This is a genomic window from Nonomuraea sp. NPDC050310, assembly GCF_040655795.1.
Classification (GTDB): Bacteria; Actinomycetota; Actinomycetes; order Streptosporangiales; family Streptosporangiaceae; genus Nonomuraea.
The window spans coordinates 100,116-121,605 of the sequence record NZ_JBFAKP010000005.1 but is presented as its reverse complement, the minus strand read 5'-3'; the positions used below and the strand labels follow the sequence as shown (position 1 = coordinate 121,605).

Annotated in this window: 25 protein-coding genes; 16 read left to right on the top strand and 9 right to left on the bottom strand. The window is 73.5% G+C overall.

The genetic code is table 11. The features are described from left to right. The first annotated feature begins 112 nt into the window (after nt 1–112). The gene (locus AB0I67_RS15745) at nt 113–1,066 is read left to right on the top strand and encodes an aminoglycoside phosphotransferase family protein (protein ID WP_357923554.1); all 954 of its coding nucleotides are present in this window, start codon (nt 113–115) and stop codon (nt 1,064–1,066) included. Then, nucleotides 1,066–1,824 carry a PIG-L family deacetylase gene (locus tag AB0I67_RS15740; protein ID WP_357923553.1) on the top strand — a complete coding sequence of 253 codons (759 nt, stop codon included), beginning with the start codon at nt 1,066–1,068 and terminating at the stop codon, nt 1,822–1,824. Before AB0I67_RS15745 ends, AB0I67_RS15740 begins: the two co-directional genes overlap by 1 nt. On the opposite strand, the gene AB0I67_RS15735 is transcribed toward AB0I67_RS15740, so the two are convergent. After that, complete coding sequence (locus tag AB0I67_RS15735; protein ID WP_357923551.1) at nt 1,817–2,461, bottom strand: DUF4386 domain-containing protein; 645 nt, start codon at nt 2,459–2,461, stop codon at nt 1,817–1,819. The two genes, AB0I67_RS15740 and AB0I67_RS15735, sit on opposite strands and share 8 nt — an antisense overlap. Nucleotides 2,462–2,547: 86 nt before the next feature. On the opposite strand from AB0I67_RS15735, the gene AB0I67_RS15730 reads away from it, so the two are divergent. Then, the gene (locus tag AB0I67_RS15730; RefSeq protein WP_357923549.1) at nt 2,548–3,186 is read left to right on the top strand and encodes a TetR/AcrR family transcriptional regulator; all 639 of its coding nucleotides are present in this window, start codon (nt 2,548–2,550) and stop codon (nt 3,184–3,186) included. Here the strand turns inward: AB0I67_RS15730 and AB0I67_RS15725 are convergent. Beyond that, entirely contained in the window at nt 3,176–3,769 is a 594-nt protein-coding gene (locus AB0I67_RS15725; RefSeq protein WP_357923547.1) for a TetR family transcriptional regulator, read from the bottom strand. The genes AB0I67_RS15730 and AB0I67_RS15725 overlap by 11 nt on opposite strands. 85 nt (nt 3,770–3,854) lie before the next feature. Here AB0I67_RS15725 and AB0I67_RS15720 point away from each other — a divergent pair, with 85 nt between their 5' ends. Genes AB0I67_RS15720 through AB0I67_RS15710 form a run of 3 tightly spaced genes read left to right on the top strand, consistent with a single transcriptional unit; the run spans nt 3,855 to nt 7,209 of the window. Then, nucleotides 3,855–5,036: an MFS transporter gene (locus AB0I67_RS15720; RefSeq protein ID WP_357923546.1), complete on the top strand. Its 1,182-nt coding sequence runs from the start codon at nt 3,855–3,857 to the stop codon at nt 5,034–5,036. A 57-nt stretch (nt 5,037–5,093) separates the two neighbouring features. After that, nucleotides 5,094–6,113, top strand: a complete 1,020-nt coding sequence (locus AB0I67_RS15715; RefSeq protein WP_357923544.1) for an ArsO family NAD(P)H-dependent flavin-containing monooxygenase — start codon at nt 5,094–5,096, stop codon at nt 6,111–6,113. A 22-nt stretch (nt 6,114–6,135) separates the two neighbouring features. After that, on the top strand, nt 6,136–7,209 hold the full coding sequence (locus AB0I67_RS15710; protein ID WP_357923542.1) for a hypothetical protein: 1,074 nt from the start codon (nt 6,136–6,138) through the stop codon (nt 7,207–7,209). 4 nt (nt 7,210–7,213) lie between these two features. On the opposite strand, the gene AB0I67_RS15705 is transcribed toward AB0I67_RS15710, so the two are convergent. After that, nucleotides 7,214–8,098 (bottom strand): NAD(P)-binding domain-containing protein, encoded by an 885-nt coding sequence (locus AB0I67_RS15705; protein ID WP_357923540.1) that lies wholly within the window; start codon nt 8,096–8,098, stop codon nt 7,214–7,216. A gap of 48 nt (nt 8,099–8,146) precedes the next feature. Between AB0I67_RS15705 and AB0I67_RS15700 the strand changes: the two genes are divergently transcribed. After that, nucleotides 8,147–8,554, top strand: coding sequence for a MerR family transcriptional regulator (locus tag AB0I67_RS15700; RefSeq protein WP_357923538.1), 408 nt, complete (start codon nt 8,147–8,149; stop codon nt 8,552–8,554). Nucleotides 8,555–8,564: 10 nt separating this feature from the next. Here the strand turns inward: AB0I67_RS15700 and AB0I67_RS15695 are convergent, their stop codons facing one another. Together AB0I67_RS15695 and AB0I67_RS15690 are read right to left on the bottom strand one after the other, a co-directional pair. Then, nucleotides 8,565–8,732, bottom strand: coding sequence for a hypothetical protein (locus tag AB0I67_RS15695; protein ID WP_357923536.1), 168 nt, complete (start codon nt 8,730–8,732; stop codon nt 8,565–8,567). Nucleotides 8,733–8,829: 97 nt separating this feature from the next. After that, entirely contained in the window at nt 8,830–9,054 is a 225-nt protein-coding gene (locus AB0I67_RS15690; RefSeq protein ID WP_357923534.1) for a hypothetical protein, read from the bottom strand. Nucleotides 9,055–9,245: 191 nt separating this feature from the next. Between AB0I67_RS15690 and AB0I67_RS15685 the strand changes: the two genes are divergently transcribed. The 5 genes from AB0I67_RS15685 (at nt 9,246) to AB0I67_RS15665 (ending at nt 12,946) form a co-directional block, all read left to right on the top strand. After that, entirely contained in the window at nt 9,246–9,476 is a 231-nt protein-coding gene (locus AB0I67_RS15685; RefSeq protein ID WP_357924069.1) for a helix-turn-helix domain-containing protein, read from the top strand. A 5-nt stretch (nt 9,477–9,481) separates the two neighbouring features. Continuing rightward, entirely contained in the window at nt 9,482–10,027 is a 546-nt protein-coding gene (locus AB0I67_RS15680) for a pyridoxamine 5'-phosphate oxidase family protein (protein ID WP_357923532.1), read from the top strand. A gap of 86 nt (nt 10,028–10,113) precedes the next feature. Next, nucleotides 10,114–10,767, top strand: coding sequence for a PepSY domain-containing protein (locus AB0I67_RS15675; protein WP_357923530.1), 654 nt, complete (start codon nt 10,114–10,116; stop codon nt 10,765–10,767). A gap of 301 nt (nt 10,768–11,068) precedes the next feature. Next, entirely contained in the window at nt 11,069–11,953 is an 885-nt protein-coding gene (locus AB0I67_RS15670) for a LysR substrate-binding domain-containing protein (protein ID WP_357923528.1), read from the top strand. A gap of 72 nt (nt 11,954–12,025) precedes the next feature. Further along, nucleotides 12,026–12,946 (top strand): aminoglycoside phosphotransferase family protein, encoded by a 921-nt coding sequence (locus tag AB0I67_RS15665; RefSeq protein ID WP_357923526.1) that lies wholly within the window; start codon nt 12,026–12,028, stop codon nt 12,944–12,946. Nucleotides 12,947–12,949: 3 nt separating this feature from the next. On the opposite strand, the gene AB0I67_RS15660 is transcribed toward AB0I67_RS15665, so the two are convergent. Together AB0I67_RS15660 and AB0I67_RS15655 are read right to left on the bottom strand one after the other, a co-directional pair. Further along, entirely contained in the window at nt 12,950–13,690 is a 741-nt protein-coding gene (locus AB0I67_RS15660; RefSeq protein ID WP_357923524.1) for a VOC family protein, read from the bottom strand. Between the two features lie 324 nt (nt 13,691–14,014). Then, nucleotides 14,015–14,923 carry an RNA polymerase sigma-70 factor gene (locus AB0I67_RS15655; protein WP_357923522.1) on the bottom strand — a complete coding sequence of 303 codons (909 nt, stop codon included), beginning with the start codon at nt 14,921–14,923 and terminating at the stop codon, nt 14,015–14,017. Between the two features lie 157 nt (nt 14,924–15,080). Between AB0I67_RS15655 and AB0I67_RS15650 the strand changes: the two genes are divergently transcribed. From AB0I67_RS15650 to AB0I67_RS15635, 4 genes are all read left to right on the top strand, one after another. Continuing rightward, nucleotides 15,081–15,542: a carboxymuconolactone decarboxylase family protein gene (locus AB0I67_RS15650; RefSeq protein ID WP_357923520.1), complete on the top strand. Its 462-nt coding sequence runs from the start codon at nt 15,081–15,083 to the stop codon at nt 15,540–15,542. Between the two features lie 13 nt (nt 15,543–15,555). Further along, on the top strand, nt 15,556–16,311 hold the full coding sequence (locus AB0I67_RS15645) for an NAD(P)H-binding protein (protein ID WP_357923518.1): 756 nt from the start codon (nt 15,556–15,558) through the stop codon (nt 16,309–16,311). 107 nt (nt 16,312–16,418) lie between these two features. Beyond that, nucleotides 16,419–17,303: a DUF2268 domain-containing putative Zn-dependent protease gene (locus AB0I67_RS15640; protein ID WP_357923516.1), complete on the top strand. Its 885-nt coding sequence runs from the start codon at nt 16,419–16,421 to the stop codon at nt 17,301–17,303. A gap of 48 nt (nt 17,304–17,351) precedes the next feature. After that, nucleotides 17,352–18,110: a MerR family transcriptional regulator gene (locus AB0I67_RS15635; protein WP_357923514.1), complete on the top strand. Its 759-nt coding sequence runs from the start codon at nt 17,352–17,354 to the stop codon at nt 18,108–18,110. Here the strand turns inward: AB0I67_RS15635 and AB0I67_RS15630 are convergent. Both AB0I67_RS15630 and AB0I67_RS15625 read right to left on the bottom strand, forming a co-directional pair. Further along, entirely contained in the window at nt 18,089–20,299 is a 2,211-nt protein-coding gene (locus tag AB0I67_RS15630; protein ID WP_357923512.1) for a TIM-barrel domain-containing protein, read from the bottom strand. The genes AB0I67_RS15635 and AB0I67_RS15630 overlap by 22 nt on opposite strands. Then, complete coding sequence (locus AB0I67_RS15625) at nt 20,296–21,489, bottom strand: glycoside hydrolase family 15 protein (RefSeq protein WP_357923510.1); 1,194 nt, start codon at nt 21,487–21,489, stop codon at nt 20,296–20,298. Before AB0I67_RS15625 ends, AB0I67_RS15630 begins: the two co-directional genes overlap by 4 nt. Nucleotide 21,490 lies beyond the last annotated feature (1 nt).

Below are 21,490 nucleotides of genomic sequence, written 5' to 3'. Positions count from 1 at the left end.
GTACGCAGGGACGACGGCAATCCCGCTCCGACAAGGGGAAAGGCTCCTCTGTGCACTAGTGCAGAAGGCGTCGGGATCTTGCCCGGGCGGCGGTGCTGGAAAGATGGGAGCCATGACCACCTTCCTGACACCGGATCAGTTGGCCGCCCGGACCTCCGCCGCCGTGGAGGCGGCTGTCGCGGCCGGGCGGGAGCTCGGCCTGACCGTGACCGACCCCGTGGTGCTCCACGACCTGTTCTCCGTCGTGGTCCACCTCGCGCCCGCGCCGGTCGTGGCCAGGATGCCGACCGTCCTGCCGAGCACGGACGACCTGGCGGGCGTCGCGCGCCGCCAGCGGGACGAGCTGGCCGTGACGCACTGGCTCGACGGTCAGGGCGTCCCGGTGCTCGCCCCGAGTCCGCTGGTGCCGCGCGAGCCCGTGCAGCGGGACGGGTTCTCGATGACGTTCTGGCAGCTCGTCGCGGAGGACCGGGCCAAGGAGCCGGACTACGTGGCCAACTCAGAGAGCGTGGCCGGCCTGCACGCGGCGCTGCGTGACTACCCGGGGCGGCTGGAGTTCCTGTCCGCGGCCGACCCGGACTTCGTCGAGGCCGCCCTCGCGCAGCTCGACGGGCAGCCGGACCTGATCGGCGCGGCCGAGCTCGACCGCGCGCGCCGCGAGTGGGAGATCCTCGAACCCCTGGTGCGCTCCCGCGAGGCCTTCGAGGCCCGCTTCCCGGGCATCGACCTGCAGCCGATCCACGGCGACTCCCCGCCGGCCAACATCTTCTCCGGCGTGGACGGCGACCGCTACGCCGACTTCGAGCTGGTCACGCTGGGTCCGGTCGAGTGGGACCTGGCCGCGCTCGGGCCCGAGTACGAGGCCGCCTACGACCGCGGCGCGCAGCGCCACGGCCTCAGGCCGCTGGACAAGGACGTCCTGGCCTTCGTCAACGCGGTCGGCATGCTGCGGGTCATCGCCACGCTCAGCCTGGTCCCGCAGTTGCCGCAGTTGATGGACTACCTCAAGCCCGCCGTCGAGCACTGGCAGGCGTCGCCCTTCGCGGGCGGCGTCAGGGTGGGCTGATGGCTCTCGGGGTGCTGGGCGTCTACGCGCATCCGGACGACGAGGCGATCTGGACGGGCGGGACTCTCGCCAAGTACGCCGCCGAGGGCGCGAGGACCGCGGTGCTGACCTGCACGTGGGCGGAGGGCGTGCGGGTGACCGAGCTGGCGCGCTCGCTGGAGATCCTCGGCGCGGGTGAGCCTCGGCTGCTCGGGTACGCCGACGCGGGCAAGCCCGAGTCGGCTCCGGGCAGTCCCCGCTTCGTGGACGTGCCGCTGGACGAGGCGGTGGGCCGGGTGGTGGCGCACATCCGGGAGTTCAGGCCGGATGTCGTGCTCACCTTCGACGGGTACGGGTCCTCCGGCCATCAGGACCACGTGCACACGCACCGGGTGACCGTGGCGGCGGTCGAGGCGGCCGGTTACGACCAGCTCTACCCGGAGGCGGGCGAGCCCTGGCGGCCGAAGGCCCTCTACCTGGCGACCATCCCGCGCTCCGTCGTCGCCGCCCACTGGGAGGCGGTGTTCGGGTCGCCGCCCGCGCCCGGGCTGACCCTGCCCGGCGTTACGGACGACCAGGTCAGCGCCCATGTCGACGTCGCCCGGTGGGCCGAGGTCAAGTGGGCGGCCATGCACGCCCACGAGTCGGAGGTCGCGCGCGGCGCGTCGATGACCCTGCTGACCTCGCTGCCGGAGCCGGCCCGCGCCCAGATGCTGGCCAACGAGTGGTACCGGCGCATCTCCTTCACCGCCGGCCCGCACGAGGGCCTGCTCACCTGACCGGCCGGCCGAGGCCCCGGACGATCAGCCAGAGCGCCAGGACCAGGGTCTGCACGGCCAGCGGCGCGTTCAGGGCCAGGTAGAACGGGGTGACCACACCAGTCACCCCGAGCAGCACGAGCACGCTCGCCACGATGGCGAGCCCCACTCCGAGCAGGCCCCAGACCGACAACCAGCGGGGAACGAGCCTCGACCGGAAGAACACGGCGAACATCAGCAGGTCGCCGAGGCCGAGCGCGATGATGAGCGCGACGTGGTTGACCAGGTCGCGCCCGCTCCGCAGCAGCTCGGCCAGGACCTCCACGTCGGGCGCGGCCTCCTGCCGGGCCAGCAGCAGGATCAGGGGCAGGCTGATCACGCCCACGACGTGGAACGCCGCCGCGATCAGCCGGAAGCCGACGAAGCCCAGGGCGAGCGTCTCGTTCTCGGCCTTCAGCGCCCGATGCAGGCACAGCGCGAACCCGGCGTAGGCCGGGATCATCACCAGTTGCGCCACGGCCCCGAGGAGGAGCTGGCCCTCCCGCGCCGGGACGAGGGCGAGGAACCCCGGCTCCTCCAGCACCGGAACGATGCTCAGCACGCCGGCGAGCATGCCTGCGAGGGCCAGGACACCGGCCATTCTGTCCGTCTTCAGCACATCCCGCTCCTCTACTGCCTTACACCCGTAAGGAAGGAGGCCGACGCTACACTTACGCCTGTAAGGCCGTCAAGCAGGAGGTCCGAGTGCCCGCACGCCCGCAGCTCAGCCGGGAACGCGTGATCGAGGCGGCGGTGGCCGTCGCCGACGAGCGCGGCGTCGCGGCGGTCAGCATGCGCAACGTCGCCACGCAGCTCGGCGTCGAGGCCATGTCGCTCTACCACCACGTCGCCAACAAGGACGCGATCCTCGACGGGACCGTCGACGCGGTGTTCGCCGAGATCGAGCTCCCGGACCCGGAGCTCGACTGGCGTACGGCGATGCGCCGCCGAGCAGGCTCGGCCCGCGAGACCCTCGCCCGGCACAGCTGGGCGCTCGGCCTGATGGAGTCGCGGCGCACCACCGGCCCGGCCACGTTGCGGCACCACGACGCGGTGCTCGGCTGCCTGCGCGGGGCTGGCTTCTCGACCGCCGGGGCCGTGCACGCGGTCTCGGTGATCGACAGCTACGTGTACGGCTTCACGCTGCAGGAACGCCAGCTCCCCTTCGAGGCGGTCGACGAGGCCGCGGGCGAGCTGGCCGAACGGCTGGCCGAGGGGTCGTACCCGCACCTGCGGGAGACGGCCGTCGCGCAGGCGCAGCGGGCCGGTTACACCCCCGCCGAGGAGTTCGCCTTCGGTTTCGAGCTCATCCTGGACGCCCTGGAGCGGCTGCTCAGCCGGTGAACGGGGTGGCCAGCTTGGTGGCGGCGCGGGTGAGGGCCGTCCTGCTGCTGGCGGGCGTCGACGGCTCGCCCGGGTGCATCATCCGGGCCATCTGCGGGACCGCGTACCACCAGCCGGCCAGGGCCAGGACGAGGAAGGCGAGGTCGGCCGCGGGGATGTCGTCGCTGATCAGCTTCGCCCGCTGCGCCCGGTCGAAGGCCTCGACCTTCCGGCGGTAGGTCTCGCCGCGGGCCGGCTCCTCGGGCACCTGCGGCAGGTCGAGCAGGCCCTCCCACAGCAGGAGCCGGGTCAGCTCCGGGTGCGCGGCGTGGTAGTCGAAGACCGCCCCGGCGTAGGCGCCGACCGCTTCCGGCCCGTCGAGGTGCTCCACCGGCACGGCGGCGGCCACCTTGTTCAGCTCGTCGGCCAGGACCGCGGCGAAGAGCTTGGACTTGTCGCCGAAGTAGGTGTAGAGCCGCTCCTTGTTGATCCCGGCCCGGCGCGCGATGCGCTCCATGGTGGTGCCGCCGAGGCCGTGCGCGGCGAACTCGGCGGTCGCGGACTCCTTGAGCCGGCGCTTGGTCTCGGCGGTGTTCCAGGCCATGTCGGCAGCATATCCAACGCTCGCGTTGCAAATCCCGGGCGGCGCGTTACAGTGTTTCCAACTAAAACGTTGGAGTTGGAGATTGATGTCTGCCATCGTGAGCACCCCGCCCGCCGTCCGGCCGTCCGCGCCGCGCGCCGGCACGGTCCCGTTGCTGGTCGGGACCGCCCTGGTCGTGCTGATCCAGTTGTACGCGTCCATCCCGCTGCGCCAGCCGGTCGCCGCCGACCTCGGGCCGGAGGGGGTGACCGCGGCGCTGGCCGCGGGGTACTCCTTCGCCTACGCGGTCGGGTTCCTGATCTACGGGCCGCTCTCCGACCACTTCGGCCGCCGCCGCATCCTGGTGTACGGCCTGGCGGCCCTCACGCTCGCCACGTTCGCGGTGAGCCTCGCCCCGTCGACGGGCGTCCTCGCCGTCGCGCGAGCCGTGCAGGGACTGGCCGCCGCGACCTTCGCGCCGACGGCTCTGGCCTACCTGGGTGAGGCACTGCCTCCGCCCCGGCGGGCCAGGGCGATCGCGGCCATCTCGATCGCCTTCCTCACCGCGGGCATTCTCGGGCAGGTGGCCGCGACCTCGCTCTCGGCGCTCACCGGCTGGCGGGGGACGTTCCTCGCGGGCGGCCTCGTGCTCGCCGTGCTGACGCTCGCCGCCTTCGTCGTCATCCGGGAGCCCGAGGTGGACCGGCCCGGGCAGTCTTTGGCCGGCCGCTACGCGGGGCTCGTGCGGTTCGCGGTGCGGCCCGGCTCGTTGCTGCTCGCCGCGGGGCACCTGGTGGTGCTGGGCGGGTTCGTCGGGATGTACAGCCTGCTCGGGCCGCACCTGGCCCAGGCCGAGCTGTCCGCCGGGGAGATCATGCTGGTCCGGGCGGCGGCGTTGCCCGCGCTGTTCTGCTCGCTCCTGGCGGGGCCGCTGGCCGTACGCCTGGGGGTGCCGCGCACCGCGCTTCTCGGCTTCACCGTCGCGGCGGCCGGGCTGGGCGGCGAGGCGGTGCTGGGCGGCAGCCTGGCGGGTCTGGTGATCGCGAGCGTCGTCTTCGTCGCCGGGGTGGCCCTGCTGGTGCCCGCGATGATCGCGCTGTGGGGGGCGGCCGCCCATCCGGCGCGCGGCACCGGGATGGCGGTCAACGGCTTCGTGTTGTTCCTCGGCGCCGGGCTCGGCTCCTACGCGGTCGAGCTTCCGGGCGGTCTCGCCGGGGCGCTCGGCGTGCTGGCCGGGCTGTACCTGGTCGCGGGTGCGGCCGTGTACGCGGCTCGCCCTCGCCGCTGATTTGACACCCCTCTAATCAACGGCCTTAACTGGAGCGGCTCGAATCGGGGAGGGGCGATGACCGACGTGGTCGTGATCGGCGGCGGCCAGGCCGGGCTCGCCGCCGGGTACTACCTGCGCCGCGCGAAGGCCGACTTCGTCATCCTCGACGCGCAGGACGCGCCCGGCGGCGCGTGGCAGCACGCCTGGCCGTCCTTGCGGCTGTTCTCCCCCGCCCAGTACAGCTCCCTGCCCGGCCGCATGATGCCCGCCCCGCCCGGCGGCGGCTACCCGTCCGCCGCCGACACGGTCGCCTACCTCACCGGCTACGAGCAGCGTTACGACCTGCCCGTGATCCGCCCCGCGCGGGTCGAGGCCGTGCGGCGGGACGGCGACCGGCTGCGCGTCGAGTCCCCCGCGGGCGTCTGGCGGGCCCGCACGGTCATCAGCGCCACCGGCACCTGGTCGCGCCCCTACGTCCCGCACTATCCCGGTCTGCGGGACTTCCGGGGCGACCAGATCCACACCGCCGGCTACCGGGGGCCCGAACGGTTCGCCGGGCAGCGGGTGGTCGTCGTGGGCGGCGCCAACTCCGGCGCGCAGATCCTCGCCGAGGTCTCCACCGTCGCCGACACCACCTGGGTCACCCTGCGCCCGCCCCGCCTGCTGCCCGACGAGCTCGACGGCCGGGCGCTGTTCGAGCTCGCCACCAGCCGTCTCCGCGGCGCGGCGGGTGGCGACCTGGGCGACATCGTCGCCGTCCCGCCGGTCCGCGAGGCGCGGGAGCGGGGCGTGCTCAAGGCCCAGCCGATGTTCGCCCGGCTCACCCCGTCCGGCGTGGCCTGGGCCGACGGGTCGCACCTGGAGTGTGACGCGATCATCTGGTGCACCGGCTTCCGCCCCGCCCTCGGCCACCTGTCCCCGCTGCGGCTGCGTACGGCCGGCGGGCACATCCCGGTCCACGGCACCCGGGCCGTGGGCGAGCCCCGCCTCCACCTCCTCGGCTACGGCGACTGGACCGGCGCCGCCTCCGCCACCCTCATCGGCGCCGCCCGCACCGCCCGCGACACCGTCGCCGGCCTGTCCATGGTTAAGTGATCGATCCACTAGGAGGATCATCATGGACAACCCGAACGGGGCCTTAGCCGCGCCCCGGCGGCGGCTCTCCTCGGTCTTGATCGTCGTAGGCCTCGTGGCCGTCGCCGGGGTCAGTGCGTTCATCGTGCTGCGGTTCGGCGCCCTCGCGCTGGCGCCGCGCCCGCAGCCGGCGGCAGCCGTACCGCAAGCCCTGCCTTCGGCGCTTTCGGAGCTGAGCGCGCCCGAGACGGTACCGGACGACGAGCCCGGCGTGTTGCCGGACAAGCTGCCGGCCCCGATCCGGCACGCCTACGCCATGGAAGGGCTGGAGCCGCCCGGCTGGCGGATCGTGACGACGGCCGGGAAGGAGTTCCTGGTCGCGGCCGCCCACCCCGGGAAGGCGCTGAGGGTGAGCTCGGACGGCCACCGGCTGGCCTACGTGGACGCCGGCGACGGCCGCTACCTCGTCCGCGACCTGCCGACCGGGGCGATCAAGGAGATCGAGGTGCGGTTCAGGGGCGGCGAGCCCGCCTTCACCTTCTCCCCCGACGGCCGCTTCGCCGGGGTGGCCTACGGCAGCGACTCCTCCCCCGGCCAGCCCCAGGAGTCGGAAGACGTCCAGTGGGAGGGAACCGCCTTCCTGGACTTCCGGACGGGCCTCACCCACAACGCGAGCGAGCAGGTCGTCGCCCTGCGCGACGACGGCTGGTGGCTGTCGCTGGTGACCGGGCGCTCCACCACCACGCTGGCCCTCAACGACCTGGACCTGTCGACCGTCAAACGGTTCCGCGTCCCGGCCGGGCTGCTCGGGCGGGAGTTCGCCCTGGCGCCCGACGGCCGCACCCTGGCCAGCCTCTCCGAGGACCTGCGCCTGGTCCGCATCGACGTCAGGACCGGGAAGATCGCCGCCCACCGGCCGTCGCTGCGCGGAAGCCTGCCGTTGGCCGCCGGGGTGGACCGGTGGCTCAACGGGCGCGAGGTGCTGGTCATGCTCAGGGACGGCGACGACGCGAAGGGCTTCGCCGTCGTGGACGTGCGCACCGGGAAGAGCCGCCACCGCGACACGATGGGCATCAAGTCGGACGGCGTGCGGCTCCAGCTCGGCAAGGTCGACTGACCGGTCAACGGCCCGTGGGCTTGCTGAACTCCTCGATCAGCACCGGGTACTGCTCGCCGCCGTGCCCGGCCGCCATGCCCCGGTCGGCGATCGCCTTGATCAGCCTCGGCAGTTCGGCGTTGATCCCCGCGGCCTCGCTCTCCTCGAGGAGGTGGGACATGGCCCGCACGTCGGTCTCCAGGGCGGACACCTCGGCCGGGAAGGCGCCCCGGTCGATCTGCTCGGCGTACCCGGGCAGCCAGCCGGCCACGCCGGTGGCGAGCTCCTGGGCGAACGGCGCGAAGGTGGCCGCGTCGATGCCGGCCGTCCTGAGCAGGGCCGTGCCGTGCAGCCAGGCGTTCAGGACGCTCCACATCATGGCGAGCCCGGCCACGTCGTACAGCGCCGCCAGCCCGGGGTCCTCGCCCAGATAGGTGATGGTGGCGAGCGAGCCGAGCGCCGCCCGGTGCTTCTCGTGGTGCGCCTGCGGCCCGCTGAGCAGGATCAGCGCCTCCGGGGTGCCGATCACCGGCGGGACGGCCATGATGGCGCCGTCCAAATAGCCGGCGCCGTGCTGCTCGGCCCAGCGGGCGGCGGCACGGGCCTGGGCCGAGTCGCCCGAGGTCAGGTTGATCACCATCGTGCCGGCGAGCTCGCCCTCGCTCGGGCGGAGCAGCTCGCGCACGGCCTCGTAGTCGGTGAGGCAGATGATGGTCAAGGAGCCGGCCTTGAGCGCGGCGCCGACGCTCGGGGCCAGCGACGCGCCCTCGGCCACCAGGGCGTCGGCCTTGGCGCTCGTGCGGTTCCACACGGTGGTCGGGTGCCCGGCCCGCAGGAAGGCGGCGGCCAGCGCCTGGCCCATGAGGCCCAGGCCGAGGACGGTCACAGAGGTCTTGGGTGTGCAGTTCATGGGGTTATCGTCAACCTTGAGGCTGGTATGAAGGTCAAGGGGGATTCGATGCTGATCGGGGAACTGAGCCGCCGGACGCAGGTCAACGCCCATCAGTTGCGGTACTACGAGGCCCAGGGGCTGCTGACCCCGGAGCGCGGCTCGAACGGCTACCGCGAGTACGGGGAGGACGCGATCCTGCGGGTGAAGCAGATCCGGCACCTGCTCGGGGCCGGGCTGTCCTCCGAGGAGATCGCCTACCTGCTGCCGTGCGCGACCGGGGAGGAGCCGGAGCTGCTGGCCTGCCCCGAGCTGCTGGTCGCGACCCGCTCCCGGCTCCAGCGCCTGGACGAGCAGATCGAGCGGCTGACCCGGTCCCGTGCCGCGCTGGCCGGCTACATCGACGCGGCCGAGCAGTCGATGGACGAGCGCTACCGCCCGTTCTGCGACGCCGAGGCGGACGCCGTCCCGGCCTGAGCCCCGGCGCTCACCCTTCCACGGACAGCGTGACCTTCCCGCGGACGAGGCCGCGCTCGGCGGCGCGATGCACGCCGAGCAGCGCCGTCAGCGGGCGGGTCTCCGCCTCGACGGCCACCACGCCCTTGTCGATCAAGGTCACCGGCTCGGCGAGCTGGCCGGGCTCGTTTCGGGCCACGAACCGCACGGCTCGCGGTGCTCGATCGGCTGGGTGACGGAGACGAACGAGCCGGCCAGCTCTGTAACCGACGCGGGCACACCGGGCGCCAGGTTGATCAGCACCCGGTGGCCGGGGCGGAGGCGGGCGTGCTCGAACACCGCCCGCCACGCGGCCAGCCCGGCCACCGGGGGCCAGATCGCCCGAGCCGGTGAGCACGATTCCCCGCCACGTCCCAGCCGAGCGGGTGCGGGAGCGTGAGGCCGAGCACGTCGTGCAGCAGGCCACGGCGCAGGCCGATCTCCGACGGGCTGAACGAGGTCGCGGCCACCTTGACGAGCACCTCACCCGCCCGGGCCTCGGCACCTCCTCCAGCGTGATCACGTCGGCGGTCGCCCTGCGCAACCCGCGGCCCCGGCGCCGACCTGGTGGTCTCCTCGCTCGTGGACCTGCTGCTGCCGTACATCCTGCGCGCCTGGTTCGACGCCCCGGCCAAGCACTGCAGGGCCGAGGGGTGGGCCGCCGCTCGCGTACCTGACCTGGTGGCGGCTGAGCACGGCCGCGCGCCTGCTGCGCGACACCGACGCCGCGCTGAGCGAGATCGCCGCGGCGATCGGCTACGGCTCGGAGTTCGCGTTCGCCAACGCCTTCAAGCGCGAGTACGGCACGGCCCCCGGCAAGTACCGCCGCCAGGGCTGCCCGGCTCCCGCCCGGCCCGGCGGTTCCCTCGCGGTGGGCGGGGTAGGCGGCTCGGGAAGGGAGTGACCCGCATGACCGCGAAGCAGCCCAAGACCGAACTCGACGCCCGCTACAGCTCCGCGCTGCACCCGCGCCCCGGGGCGGAGGACGTCACCGCCACCGACTGGGCCGAGGTCCAGCGCCGGCTGCGGGCGGCCGAGGTCTTCTGGATCACCACCGTACGGCCCGACGGCCGGCTGCACGTCACGCCGCTGATCGCCGCCTGGCACGACGGGGCCCTGCACTTCAGCACCGGCCGGGCCGAGCAGAAGGCCAGGAACCTGGCCGGCAACCCGCAGTGCGCCCTCACCACCGGGCAGGCGTCCCTGTCCGAGGGGCTCGACATCGTGGTCGAGGGCAGGGCCGAGCAGGTGACCGACCCGGCGCGGCAGGACGAGGTCATCGCCGCGTTCGAGGAGCAGTACGGCGAGCATGTCACCTCGCCCGACGGCCTGTTCTTCGGCTTCGGCGACAACATCCGCAAGGGCGGCGACCTGCTGTTCGCGGTGGCGCCCGGCACGGCCTACGGGTTCGGGCACGACGGCCAGGTGTTCAGCCACACCCGCTACACGTTCTAGAAACCGGACCGCTCCCATGAAACGCGGGATCCGCGCAAAGGAAATCTTGGTATTGCCTATGCCGAGTCCCGGGGAGCAAGCCGTACATGCGACAAGGAATCCGAAAGACAGGCCTGCTCGGCATCGTCCTGCTGGGGGCGTCGCTCGTCGGCGGCACGGCCTGCGGCACAGGCGGCCAATCGGCCGGCAGCGACAGTTCAGCGGTGCGTCTCGCGGCCGAGCGGCAGGCCGCCTCACCGTCGGGTGAGCCGACCGGCTCGTACCCGGCGGAGTCCTCGCCCTCGGCGGGCGCGTCCGGGCCGGTGGACACGCAAGGCCTGGAGAAGGCCGCGGCGGCCGCCATGGCCGCGGTGGAGGGCGCCAAGCTGATCTCGATCGAGGCCGAGGGCGACGGCAAGGTCTGGGAGGTGCACCTGGCGGAGCCGGACGGCACCGAGCAGCAGCTCGACGTGGACGCCGCCTCCGGCCGCGTGGTCGCGGGACCGGCCGCCGAGCAGGACGACGCCTCGGACAAGGCCGAGCTGGCGGCCCTGGTCAAGGCGGCCACGCTCGACTACAAGGAAGCGGCGCAGAAGGTGGCCGAGGCCGTGCCCGAGGGCCGGATCACCGAGCTGAACCTGGACAGCGACGACGGCAAGCCGGTCTGGGAGGCCGACGTGGTCACCGCCGACGGCGCCAAGCGCGAGGTCAAGGTGAACGCCAAGGACGGAACCGTCCAGACGGACGCGCAGAACAGCTGAACGCGGCCGCGGGCGGGCCCTTGAGGGCCGGGTGATCGAGTGCTGCGATGCCCGGCATGACTCCTCAGGCCCGCCCGCCGCGGCGCGAGGAGCTGCCCGCCTGCTACCGGGTGCTTGCCCTACGCCACCGGGGTGATCGCCGCGCACCGCCGCCACGGGGCCTGCTGCCCGCCGAGACCGCCGAGGGCTCGGCCGAGCACCAAGCCCGGACCGCACGACTCCTTCGGCCTCTAGCGCGCCACGCCCGGTTCTATGCTGTCCGGGATCGATTCTCCCGAGCAGCCATAACGTCAGAGGCATCATGGATCTGCTGTCGCTGCGCTACTTCCAGGTCGTGGCCCGGCACGAGCACATCAGCCGGGCGGCCGAGGAGCTCCGCGTCGCCCAGCCCTCGCTCAGCCGGACCATCGCCCGGCTGGAGGGCGACCTGGGCGTGCCGCTGTTCGACCGGCAGGGCCGCCGGATCCGGCTCAACCGGTTCGGCGCGGCGTTCCTGCGCCGGGTGGACCGGGCGCTGGCCGAGCTGGACGACGCCAGACGCGAGCTCACCGACGCCGCCGGGCTCACCCACGGCAGCGTCTCGCTGGCCTCCGAGACGCTGCTCACGGTCACCGAACCGGTCAAGAGCTTCCTCGCCGAGCATCCCGGCGTCGCGGTCCGGCTGTTCCAGGCGACGCCCGCGGCGATGGCCGAGCGGCTGAGCGAGGGACAGGTCGACTTCTGCCTGGCCTCCGAGACGCTCGACGGGCCGGGGCTGGTCCACGAGGTGCTCCTGCGCGAGGAGGTCGTGCTCGCCGTACCGCTCGGGCACCGGCTGGCCGGGCGGCGGGAGGTGACGATGGCCGAGGTCGCCGGCGAACCGGTGGTGACCACGCGGCCGGGCCTGTGGCAGCGCACGCTGGCCGAACGGCTCTTCGCCGAGGCGGGGCTGGAGCTGGTGGTCGCCTGCGAGATCGACGAGGCGGCGACGGCCATCGAGCTGGTCACCGCCGGGCTCGGCGTGGGGTTCGGGCCCGCGTGGTACCTCGACTCGCCGATGGCGGCCGGGCGGCCTCGCTTCTCGGCCATCCGGCTGCTGGCGCCGGGGGCCTTCCGGGTGTTGCGGCTGTACTGGCGGGAGGGGGGCTACCTGTCGGAGGCGGCTCACCGCTTCCGCGCGCACCTGAGCGAGGCGCTGGCTGGCTGAAAACCCGTCGTGCGGGCGCGGCGTCTGGGGCGACAATCAGGGGTCCATGCTCCGTGTTCGCCGGGAGGCGGCTTGTCGTTCCGTCCGCAGGTCGATGCCGCGCTGGCCGCGCGGCTGGTGGAGGCCCAGTTCCCGCAGTGGTCGGGGTTGCCGCTCACGCTCGTGGAGCCCGGCGGGTCCGACCACATGATCTTCCGGCTCGGTGACGGGCTTGCCGTACGGCTGCCGCGGCATTCGGACGCGATCGAGCAGGCGGCCAAGGAGCTGGAGTGGCTGCCCCGGCTCGCGCCGCACCTGCCGTTGGCCGTGCCGGAGCCGGTCGCGGTGGGCGAGCCGGGGTTCGGGTACCCGTGGCCGTGGGCGGTGTCGCGCTGGCTTGAGGGCGAGGTGGCGACCGTCGAGGGGCTGGGCGACTCCGTCGAAGCGGCCGTCGAGCTGGCCGGGTTCCTGCGGGCACTCCAGGCCGTCGAACCGGCGCCGTTTCCGCAGGCCACCGCAGCGGTCGAGCCCGCGGCTCAAGGCACCGAGGACGGGGATCAGCACGCGGACGGCGGGCTGCTGGCCGTACGGGATGGGGCGACGCGGGCGGCGATCGCCCAGGTGGCCGGGGTCTTCGACGCCGCGGCCATGACCGCGGTGTGGGACGCGGCGCTGGCGGCGCCAGGCTGGGCGGGCCCGCCGGTGTGGTTCCACGGTGACTTCCACACCGGCAACCTGCTGACCACCGGCGGCGCGCTCAGCGCGGTCATCGACTTCGGCGGCCTGGGCGTCGGCGACCCGGCCTGCGACCTGATGGTCGCCTACACGCTGATGACGCCCCGCGCCCGCTCCGCCTTCCGCGAGGCGCTGGAGGTGGACGAGGCCACCTGGCTGCGCGGACGCGGCTGGGCGCTGGCGACCGGCCTGAACGCCTACGTCGCCTACGCCGCCGTCGATGCGCGCGTCGCCGCGCAGACCACCCGGCAGATCACCCAGGCCCTGGCTCCGGACTGAGCGTCAGGCCCGGCCCAGCACGCAGAACTGGTTGCCCTCCGGATCGGCCAGCACCTGCCACGGCACCTCACCCTGGCCCACGTCGGCCGAGGCCGCCCCCAGGGTCCGCAGCCGGGCCACCTCGGCCTTCTGGGTCTCGATCGGGTCCGGGATCAGGTCGAGGTGCACCCGGTTGGCCACCGGGGTCCCGCCGGGCGGGATGCGCAGGAACTCCAGGAACGGCCCGACGCCGCCGGCCGAGCGCAGCCGCGCGTGCTCGTCGTCCACCTCGTGCACGGTCCAGCTCGTCGCCTCGCCCCAGAACCGCGCCATCGCCCGCGGGTCGGCGCAGTCGACCACCACCGCGGCGATCTGCCCGGTGTCGCGGTACAGCTCCCGGGGCTCCAGCACGCAGAAGAGGTTGCCCTCCGGATCGGCCAGCACCTCCCACGGCACGTCGCCCTGGCCCACGTCGGCGGGGGTCGCGCCGAGCTCGGTCAGCCGGGCGACCAGCTCGGCCTGGTGGGCCTGGGAGGTGGTGGCGAGGTCGAGGTGCACGCGGTACGTCACCGTCTCCGGGTCGGGGACGGCCACGAAGTCGAGGTAGAAACCGTTCGGGTCCGGCCAGGTGAAGCCCGCGGGCTGCAGGTTGGTCACGCCGGGCCCCTCGCTGGAGACGTCCCAGCCGAGCGCCGCCGCCCAGAACCCGCCGAGTGCCACGTCGTCCTTGGCCTTGAAGTTCGCCTGAACAAGCTGCAATGACATGGCGACCACCCTATGCCCGCCCGGCGAGGGGGCAGGGCGCATCCGCGATGAGCTGGGGTTCAGCGCGTCCGGGTAGTCCTGGGTCGTCAACGCCTACTTCCTGGCCTTCGGCGGGCTGCTGCTGTCGTGCGGCCGGATGGCGGATCTGCTTGGCCGCCGCCGCGTCTTCCTCGTCGCAGGTGGCGCACACGGTGGGGTATGCCACCCCGAGCGCCTTCCTCGCGGCGTTCCGCCGGACCGTCGGCACCTCACCCGGGCGCTACCTCAACGGCGAGGCCGATCCCGGCGCCTGATCCAGCGCCGGGCTGCTCCCGGGTGAAGGGATCAGCGGCTCACCACGACCTCGCGGCCGACGTGGGACAACTTCTCGGGGTTGCGTACGTGGTAGGCGCCGGTGACCAGGCCGTTCTCCACGCGCACCGCCACCACGCCGTCGATCTCGCCGCCGACGCGGACGAGCAGGCCGGGGCCGCCGTTGATCTGCACGAACTCGGCCGTCCGCGGGGCCTGCCGCCGCCACCAGCCGGCGGCCAGCAGCCGGGCGACGTTGGCGGCGCCCACGATCGGCTGGAGCAGGGCGTGCCGGATGCCGCCGCCGTCGCTGAGCGCGACGACGTCCGGTGCGAGGACGTCGAGCAGGTTCTGCAGTTCGCCGGTCTCGACCGCGCGCTGGAAGGCCTGGAGGGCGGCGCGATGCTCGGCCGGGGAGCCGGCGCCGCGGGGCCGGCGCGCGGCGACGTGCTCGCGGGCCCGGCGGGCGATCTGGCGCACCGCGGGCCGGCTCTTGCCGACCGCCTCGGCGATCTCGTCGTAGTCCACGTCGAACACCTCGCGCAGCACGAACACCGCCCGCTCGGTCGGCTGGAGCGTCTCCAGCACCAGGAGCATCGCCATCGAGACGCTGTCGGCCAGCTCCACGTCCTCGGCCACGTCGGGCGCGGTCAGCAGCGGCTCGGGCAGCCACGGCCCGACGTAGGACTCCCGGCGCCGGCCGAGCGTCCGCAGCCGGTCCAGCGCTTGCCGGGTGACGATCCGCACCAGGTAGGCGCGCGGCTCGCGCACGGTTTCCGGATCCACGCCCGCCCAGCGCAGCCAGGTCTCCTGCAGCACGTCCTCGGCGTCGGCCGCCGAGCCGAGCAGCTCGTAAGCCACGGTGAAGAGCAGGTTGCGGTGGGTGACGAACACCCCGGTGGCCGAGTCCACCGCCTCGGTTCGGTCGCTGCGTTCCCTCATGCGCACTAGACGCCGCAGCCCGCCCGTCTGTGACGGCCGGGACCGATGGCGTATGTCACAACGCGACTCCGTCACAGGGTCGCGGCGGCCGGCGTCTCGTGTTCACGCACCTCACGAGAAGGAAGGTCTCGCCATGACAGCAGATCAGCGATCGCGGATGCCCAGCCCGCTCCCGTTCGTCCCCGAGATGGCCGAGGTCGCCGCCGGCCTGCACAACGTCCTGCGCAACGGCGCGATCCCGCAGACCAACGTCCATCTGCTGCAGTTGCGCGCCGGGCAGCTCCTGGGCAGCACGTACTTCACCGTCCGCGAGACCGGCGTCCTGCGCCAGGCCGGGGAGAGCGAGGAGCGCATCACCGCGGTGGCGACCTGGCGGGACGCCACGGTGTTCACCGCCGCGGAACGCGTCGCGCTGGAGCTGGTGGAGGCGGTCCTGACGCCGAACCCGTCTGGAGAGCGGGTCCCGGACGAGCTGTACGCCAGGGCCACCGAGCACTACGACGACAAGGCGATGTGGACGCTGATCATGGCCATCGCGCACATCGGCTTCTTCACCCCCGCCGCGCTCATCGCCAAGCCGATCCCCGGCATGCCGCCCGGCCAGAACTACACCGACTAGGAAGGAACCCCTCATGAGCACCACCAAGATCGCGGTCGCCGGAGCCACCGGACGGCTGGGCCGGCACGTCGTGGACGTCCTCACCGAGCGCGGGCACCACGTAGTGCCGATGTCGCGGGCCACCGGCGTGGACATCATCACCGGCGACGGCCTGGCCGAGGCGCTCACCGGCGTCGAGATCATCGTCGACGTCGCCTCCTGGCACGCCTCCGAGCAGGAGGCGGCCACCGCCTTCTTCCGCACCTCCGCCCGGAACCTGCACGAGTACGGCAGGCAGGCTGGCGCCGCCCGGCTCGTGGTGGCCTCCATCATCGGGGCCGACAAGGCCACCGCCGGGTTCCTCGCCGCCAAGAAGACGCACGAGGACCTCCTGCCGGCCGGCCCGCTCCCGGTCCGGATCCTGCGCGCCGCGCAGTTCCACGAGTTCGTCGGCCAGCTCCTGGACTGGCAGCCGGGCGAGGTGGCCCACGTCCCGGCGCTGCCCGCCCAACTCGTCGCCTGCCGTACCGTGGCCGAAGAACTCGCCGACCTGGCCCTTCGGCCCGCCGAGCCCGACCCGGCCGCGCCGGTCCTGGAGATCGCCGGGCCAAGGGCGGAGATCCTGGCCGAGGCGGCCGCGCTCCTGGGCGCCCGCCGGGGCGTCAAGGTCGTCGGCGTGGACGGCTCGGCCGTGCCCGACGGCGAGCTCGCCGCCGAGGGTGCTTTCCTGCCCGGCCCGCACGCCAAGCTCGCCGGCCCCACCTTCCAGGAGTGGCTCGCCACCCAGTGACCCCTGCCGGGGTGTTCCCACGCCCGTGGCTCTGCCGAGGGCGTGGGAACACCCTTGGGGTGCAGCGGTTTGACCTTGACGTTGCGTCAACTTCTAGCATCGCCGCCATGTCCATCACTGTTCTTGACACCTTCTCCGCCATGCGGCGGATCCTGCTCGCCCCGCCCGCCGGCCGGGCCGCCCTGCTGGGCGAGATGCTGGAGCCCACCAGGCCGATGTACCGCTACCACCCCGGTGAGCTCGACCTGGTGGCCCTGCACGGGCAGACCTCCGGGTTCCCGCTCGACCGGGACGAGGAGCGTTGCCTCGACGCGCTCGACACCCTGGAGGCGGCCGGCGCCCTGGAGCGGTTGCGGCGGGCCTTCGACGACGCGCTTGCCGTACTGGTGGAGGCGAACCCGGGGCTGGAAGCCCCGGACATCACCGTGGCGGTCATCCTCGGCGACCCGGGCGACGAGCACTTCATGGGTCCCTGCAAGGGCGTGACCGGGTTCGGCGGCATCACCGGGACCATCGTGATCACCCTCTGGCCCTGCCCGGAGAACGTGGCGCGGCTGGAGGTGACCGCGGTGCACGAGCTCCACCACAACCTGCGGTTCGCGCCCGGCGGGGTGCTGTGGGACCCGGCGACCGTCACGGTCGGCGAGCACATCGTCTCCGAGGGCCTGGCCGACGCCTTCGCCCGCCAGCTCTACGGCGACGAGCTCGGCCACACCCGCATCGGCGTCCCGCACCTGCACGACGACGAGGTGTTCGCCAAGGTGCTCACCGGGCTCGACGTCACCGGCATGGAGAACTTCACCGCCTGGGTGCACGGCGACCCGAGCGCCGAGCTGTTCGGCCTCACCCCCGTCGGCCTGCCCATGGGCGCCGGCTACGCCGCGGGCAACCGCCTGGCCGACGCCTACCTGACCGCCACCGGGCAGACCCCCGCCCAGGCCCTCCACGCCGACGCCGCCGAGGTCATCGCCATCACCCGTCGGGAAGGGTGATCGGCACCCGGGTGCCGGGCTTCGCCGACGAGCGGTGAGACTGGGACGGTGGAGTGGACGATCCAGGAACTCGCCGCCAGGGCCGGCATCACCAGCCGCGCGCTACGGCACTACGACAGCACGGGGCTGCTGACGCCGTCGCGGGTGGGGGCGAACGGGTACCGGTACTACGACGCGGGCGCGGTCTTGCGGTTGCAGCGGATCCTGTTGATGCGCCGGCTCGGCATGGGTCTGCCCGCCATCGCGAAGGTGCTGGCCGAGGAGGTGGACGCGGCCGAAGGGCTGCGCGGTCACATCGCGGCGCTGGAGGAGGAGCGCGAGCGCCTCGACCGGCAGATCCGGTCGGTCCGGCAGACGCTCGAAGTCCTGGAGGCGGGCGGGGAGCCCCGGATGGACGTCATGCTGGCCGGGTTCAACGACTACTACAAGGACGAGGTGATCGCCCGCTGGGGTGAGCGCGCCTTCCGGGTGAGCAACGACTGGTGGCACGGCAAGACCCTGGAGCAGCAGCGGGCCTGGAAGCGCGACGCCGAGGACCTGGTGGCCGCCTGGGTCGACCTGGCCAAGGCGGGGATCTCCCCGCAGTCGGACAAAGCTCAGGAGTTGGCCGCCCGGCACGTGCGGTGGCTGAGCCGGATCCCGGGCACGCCCACGTTCGACGGCGACCGGGAACGCTCGATCGAGATGGTGATCGGCGTGGGCGACATGTACGTGGACGACCCCCGCTACGCCGGCATGTACGACGACGCGGCGGGGGCGGCCTTCGTCCAGGACGCGCTGCACGCCTACGCGCGGTCGGGCATGTGACCTGAGCCGAACACGGCCGACAGCCCGGGCCAGTGCGCGGCCAGGCAGAGCACCGGCGGCCGGTCGAGGGGCGCGTCCAGGGTGAGCACCTGACCGCCGGGGCGGGCCTGGCCGGTCCAGACGTCGATCCACTCGCCCTCGGGCAGGTACGCCTCCACCCCGTCGGCGCCCGGCTCGGTGACCGGCACGACCAGCAGGGCGTCGCCCAGCTTGTACTGCAGCGGGTAGGCCCAGATCCGCTCGTCGCGCGGATGGTCGAAGAACAGCCCGCGCATCAGCGGCGCGCCGCCGCGCACGGCCTTGGCCGCCTCCGCCGCCAGGTACGGCACCAGCCGCTCGCGCAGCTTGGCGAAGGCGCGGAACAGCGGGAGGACCCGCTCGTCGCCGGTCTGCTCGGCGATGTTCCACGGCGTGCGGTCCCGCCGCGGGGTGCGGTGGTGGTTGAACTCCGAGTGGTACTGCATGATCGGCATGAACGCGCTGGTCCCGGCGGCGCGCAGGTACAGCTCGGCGCCGGGCACCGGCCCGGAGAAGCCGGCCAGGTCCCAGCCCCAGTAGACGATGCCGCAGGCGCTCGCGGTGATGCCGGCCCGGATCGAGGCGCGGAAGGCCTCCCAGGTGGAGTCCTCGTCCCCGGCCCAGAAGGCGCCGTGCGGCTGGGACCCGGCGAACCCGGCCCGGCTGAAGGTGACCGGCGCCTTCCCGGCCGCGCGCAGCAGGTCGCCGAAGGCGCGGGCGTAGTGCACCGGGAACAGGTTGTTGCCGTCCGAGCCGCGCCGCCCGTCGGCGTAACGCAGGTCGTGACCCCAGGCGTGCTCGCCGCCGTCGGTCTTGAACCCGTCGACGCCGACCTCCTCGACCAGGTAGCGGCGCTTGGCCGTCCACCACTCGCGGGTCGCCGGGCTGGACAGGTCCGGCATCAGCGCCAGCGGGAACCACCAGCCCCGGTTGCGGTACGGCCGGCCGTCGGCCTCACGGACGCCGTGCTCCAGGATCTGCCGGGCGTCGACGGCGGCCTGGTGGGCGGGGTGCGGGCGCATCTTCTGCAGCGGGATCTGCCACAGCAGCACCTTGATGTCGCGCTCGTGCAACTCGTCCACCATCCCCTTCGGGTCGGGCCAAGGCCCGTCGGCCGGGAAGGTGTAGTCGGCCAGCGTGTGCGGCTCCTCCCCCGGCTCGTACTGCGCGCCGCGGAAGGCGGTGAAGGTGCTCTCGTCGCTCCACGCCTCGATGACCAGCGCGCCGACCGGGATGTCGTGCTCGCGGTGGGCGTCCATCTCGGCCATGACGCGGGCCTGGGTGTTCCACTCGTTGCCGCTGGCCCACAGCCGGAACACCCAGTCGGGCAGCTCGGCCGGCCGGCCGACGTCGTCGAGGAAGGCGTCGAGGACGCGGGCGGGCTCGCCCTCGTAGAAGGTGACGTGCACCTCGGCGCCGTCGGCCTCGACGGTGAGGGTGTCGCCGACGTCGTACCAGGTCCGGTGCGAGGTGGCCACGTGGAAGCCCCAGGTGCGCGGGCCGCCGACGACGATCGCGAACGGCATCGGCAGGTAGGTGCGGCCGTGCTCGCCCTGGGCCTTGTACTGCTCGAACACCACCGCGTCCAGCGTCCGGCCGCGCTGGTCGACGTGGTCGAAGCGCTCGCCGAAGCCGACCACGTGCTCGCCGGGCGCGAGGGCGATCTCGAACCGGCTCCGCCGTACGCCGTCGCCGTCGGCGAGCCAGCGCACGCTGCCGGGCACGATCCGGTCGGCGCCACGCGTGGTCAGCTTGCCGCCGCCGTCCTGCCAGCTCGCCGCGGTGACCTCGAACCACCGGCTGGTACGGCGGGCACCGCCGTCGGTCGTGGCGACGAAGCGGTAGCCGTACCGATGCCCGGCGCGCAGCGGCGGCGTCGTGACGCGCCACGAGCCGGAGGCCGCCCGGGCGGCCCGCGCCTGCGCGGCGGCCAGGTGCCCGCCGTCGAGCTGCTCGTCCCCGGCCGGATCCTCGGCCGATCCCACCCTGGTCAGGCCGAACTCGGCGGCGTCGCGCCCGTCGACGCGCCACTGGCAGGTCAGCTCGCGCACCGAGGCGGCGGCCCGCACCCGCAGCTCCACCGGCTGCCCGTCCAGGGGCGTGACCGGCAGCCGTTGGTCGGGGGTGTCGGCGTAGGGGTGGCCCGAGCCGTACGGGCGGTGGGTGATCATGCGCGGACCTCCAGCGCGTCGGCGAGCATCAGGTACATTCCGTGCGACCACAGCAGGGGCCGCGCGACCGGCCCCCAGCGGCGCGTCCACTCCGAGAGCCGGCGCGGCGCGAGCAGGACGTCGGAGACCTGCTCCGGCAACTGCCCCGACTCGTCGGCCTGCGCGGCCATCCAGTCCAGGTAGCGCAGCGCCTCCGCGCGACGGCCGGCGGCGGCGTGGTTGAGCCCGAGGAAGCCGGCCAGCAGCACCCAGCGGCCGCCGCCGTAGAAGCTGTCGGCCAGGAAGCGGTGCACGCCGCCGTCGCGGGCGAGCTGCCGCTCCACCTCGGCCACCGTGGCCACCGCCACCGGGTGGCCGACGGGGTAGAGCCCGAAGGGCGCCACGCAGGCCAGCAGCGAGGCGTCCACGGCGTCGCCGCCGAGACCCTGGGCGTCGAGGTCGTGCAGCGGGGCCACGGCCTGGTCCGGATCCACCAGCGTGACCGTGCCCTGTCCGGAGGGCAGCCACTTGCGCAGGTGACCGGCGGGGGCGACGCCGTGCTCGGCCACCAACGCGGCGATGTCGGCCACGGCCTGCGCGGCGGTGGCGGATTCCCGGTTGTCGAGCAGGCCGCCGGCCACCGCGGCGCGCAGTCCCGCGTGCACGGCGCCGAGCGTCGAGACGTGCCGCTGGTCGACGTGCTCCTCCCACCAGTCGTAGCAGGGCTGGTTCCAGAACCAGATCAGGTAGCGGGCGGCGACGCCGACCGCCTCCTCGGCTCCCGGCACCCGCGCGCCGTGCCGGGCGGTGTGCTCGGCCAGCGCCCACAGCCAGGTTCCGTAGCCGTCGAGCTGGTGGTCCCACCACTCGTCGGCGCCGTCGCCGCCGTCGAGGGTGAAGCGGGTGGGCAACATCTCGGCCGCCGAGACCGGCAGCCCGGCGCGGGCCCGGGCGATCAGGCTCTCGACCTGGTCGCGGCGGGCGCCGATCACCCGCGCGCACCAGGCGTGGAAGGCGCTCGCGCTCTCGGCCTGCCCGGACCGGCTCATGCCTTCGGCGATGAACGCGCCGTCGCGCAGCCAGGCGTAGCCGCGGTAGGCCGAGAAGGTGGGACTGGCCGGGTAGGCCCCCGAGGGCGACTGATGCGCGCCGATCACCTCGACGCTGCGCGTGACGAGCCGCGCCCGCGCCAGGTCGCTTCCTACGATCACT

Coding starts and splice junctions, on each gene's coding strand:
- AB0I67_RS15670 (WP_357923528.1), top strand. CDS start 11,069: ATGGATCTGCTGTCGCTGCGCTACTTCCAGGTCGTGGCCCGGCACGAG.
- AB0I67_RS15745 (WP_357923554.1), top strand. CDS start 113: ATGACCACCTTCCTGACACCGGATCAGTTGGCCGCCCGGACCTCCGCC.
- AB0I67_RS15675 (WP_357923530.1), top strand. CDS start 10,114: ATGCGACAAGGAATCCGAAAGACAGGCCTGCTCGGCATCGTCCTGCTG.
- AB0I67_RS15720 (WP_357923546.1), top strand. CDS start 3,855: ATGTCTGCCATCGTGAGCACCCCGCCCGCCGTCCGGCCGTCCGCGCCG.
- AB0I67_RS15660 (WP_357923524.1), bottom strand. CDS start 13,690: ATGTCATTGCAGCTTGTTCAGGCGAACTTCAAGGCCAAGGACGACGTG.
- AB0I67_RS15740 (WP_357923553.1), top strand. CDS start 1,066: ATGGCTCTCGGGGTGCTGGGCGTCTACGCGCATCCGGACGACGAGGCG.
- AB0I67_RS15650 (WP_357923520.1), top strand. CDS start 15,081: ATGCCCAGCCCGCTCCCGTTCGTCCCCGAGATGGCCGAGGTCGCCGCC.
- AB0I67_RS15680 (WP_357923532.1), top strand. CDS start 9,482: ATGACCGCGAAGCAGCCCAAGACCGAACTCGACGCCCGCTACAGCTCC.
- AB0I67_RS15725 (WP_357923547.1), bottom strand. CDS start 3,769: ATGGCCTGGAACACCGCCGAGACCAAGCGCCGGCTCAAGGAGTCCGCG.
- AB0I67_RS15710 (WP_357923542.1), top strand. CDS start 6,136: ATGGACAACCCGAACGGGGCCTTAGCCGCGCCCCGGCGGCGGCTCTCC.
- AB0I67_RS15640 (WP_357923516.1), top strand. CDS start 16,419: ATGTCCATCACTGTTCTTGACACCTTCTCCGCCATGCGGCGGATCCTG.
- AB0I67_RS15645 (WP_357923518.1), top strand. CDS start 15,556: ATGAGCACCACCAAGATCGCGGTCGCCGGAGCCACCGGACGGCTGGGC.
- AB0I67_RS15715 (WP_357923544.1), top strand. CDS start 5,094: ATGACCGACGTGGTCGTGATCGGCGGCGGCCAGGCCGGGCTCGCCGCC.
- AB0I67_RS15630 (WP_357923512.1), bottom strand. CDS start 20,299: ATGATCACCCACCGCCCGTACGGCTCGGGCCACCCCTACGCCGACACC.
- AB0I67_RS15700 (WP_357923538.1), top strand. CDS start 8,147: ATGCTGATCGGGGAACTGAGCCGCCGGACGCAGGTCAACGCCCATCAG.
- AB0I67_RS15705 (WP_357923540.1), bottom strand. CDS start 8,098: ATGAACTGCACACCCAAGACCTCTGTGACCGTCCTCGGCCTGGGCCTC.
- AB0I67_RS15655 (WP_357923522.1), bottom strand. CDS start 14,923: ATGAGGGAACGCAGCGACCGAACCGAGGCGGTGGACTCGGCCACCGGG.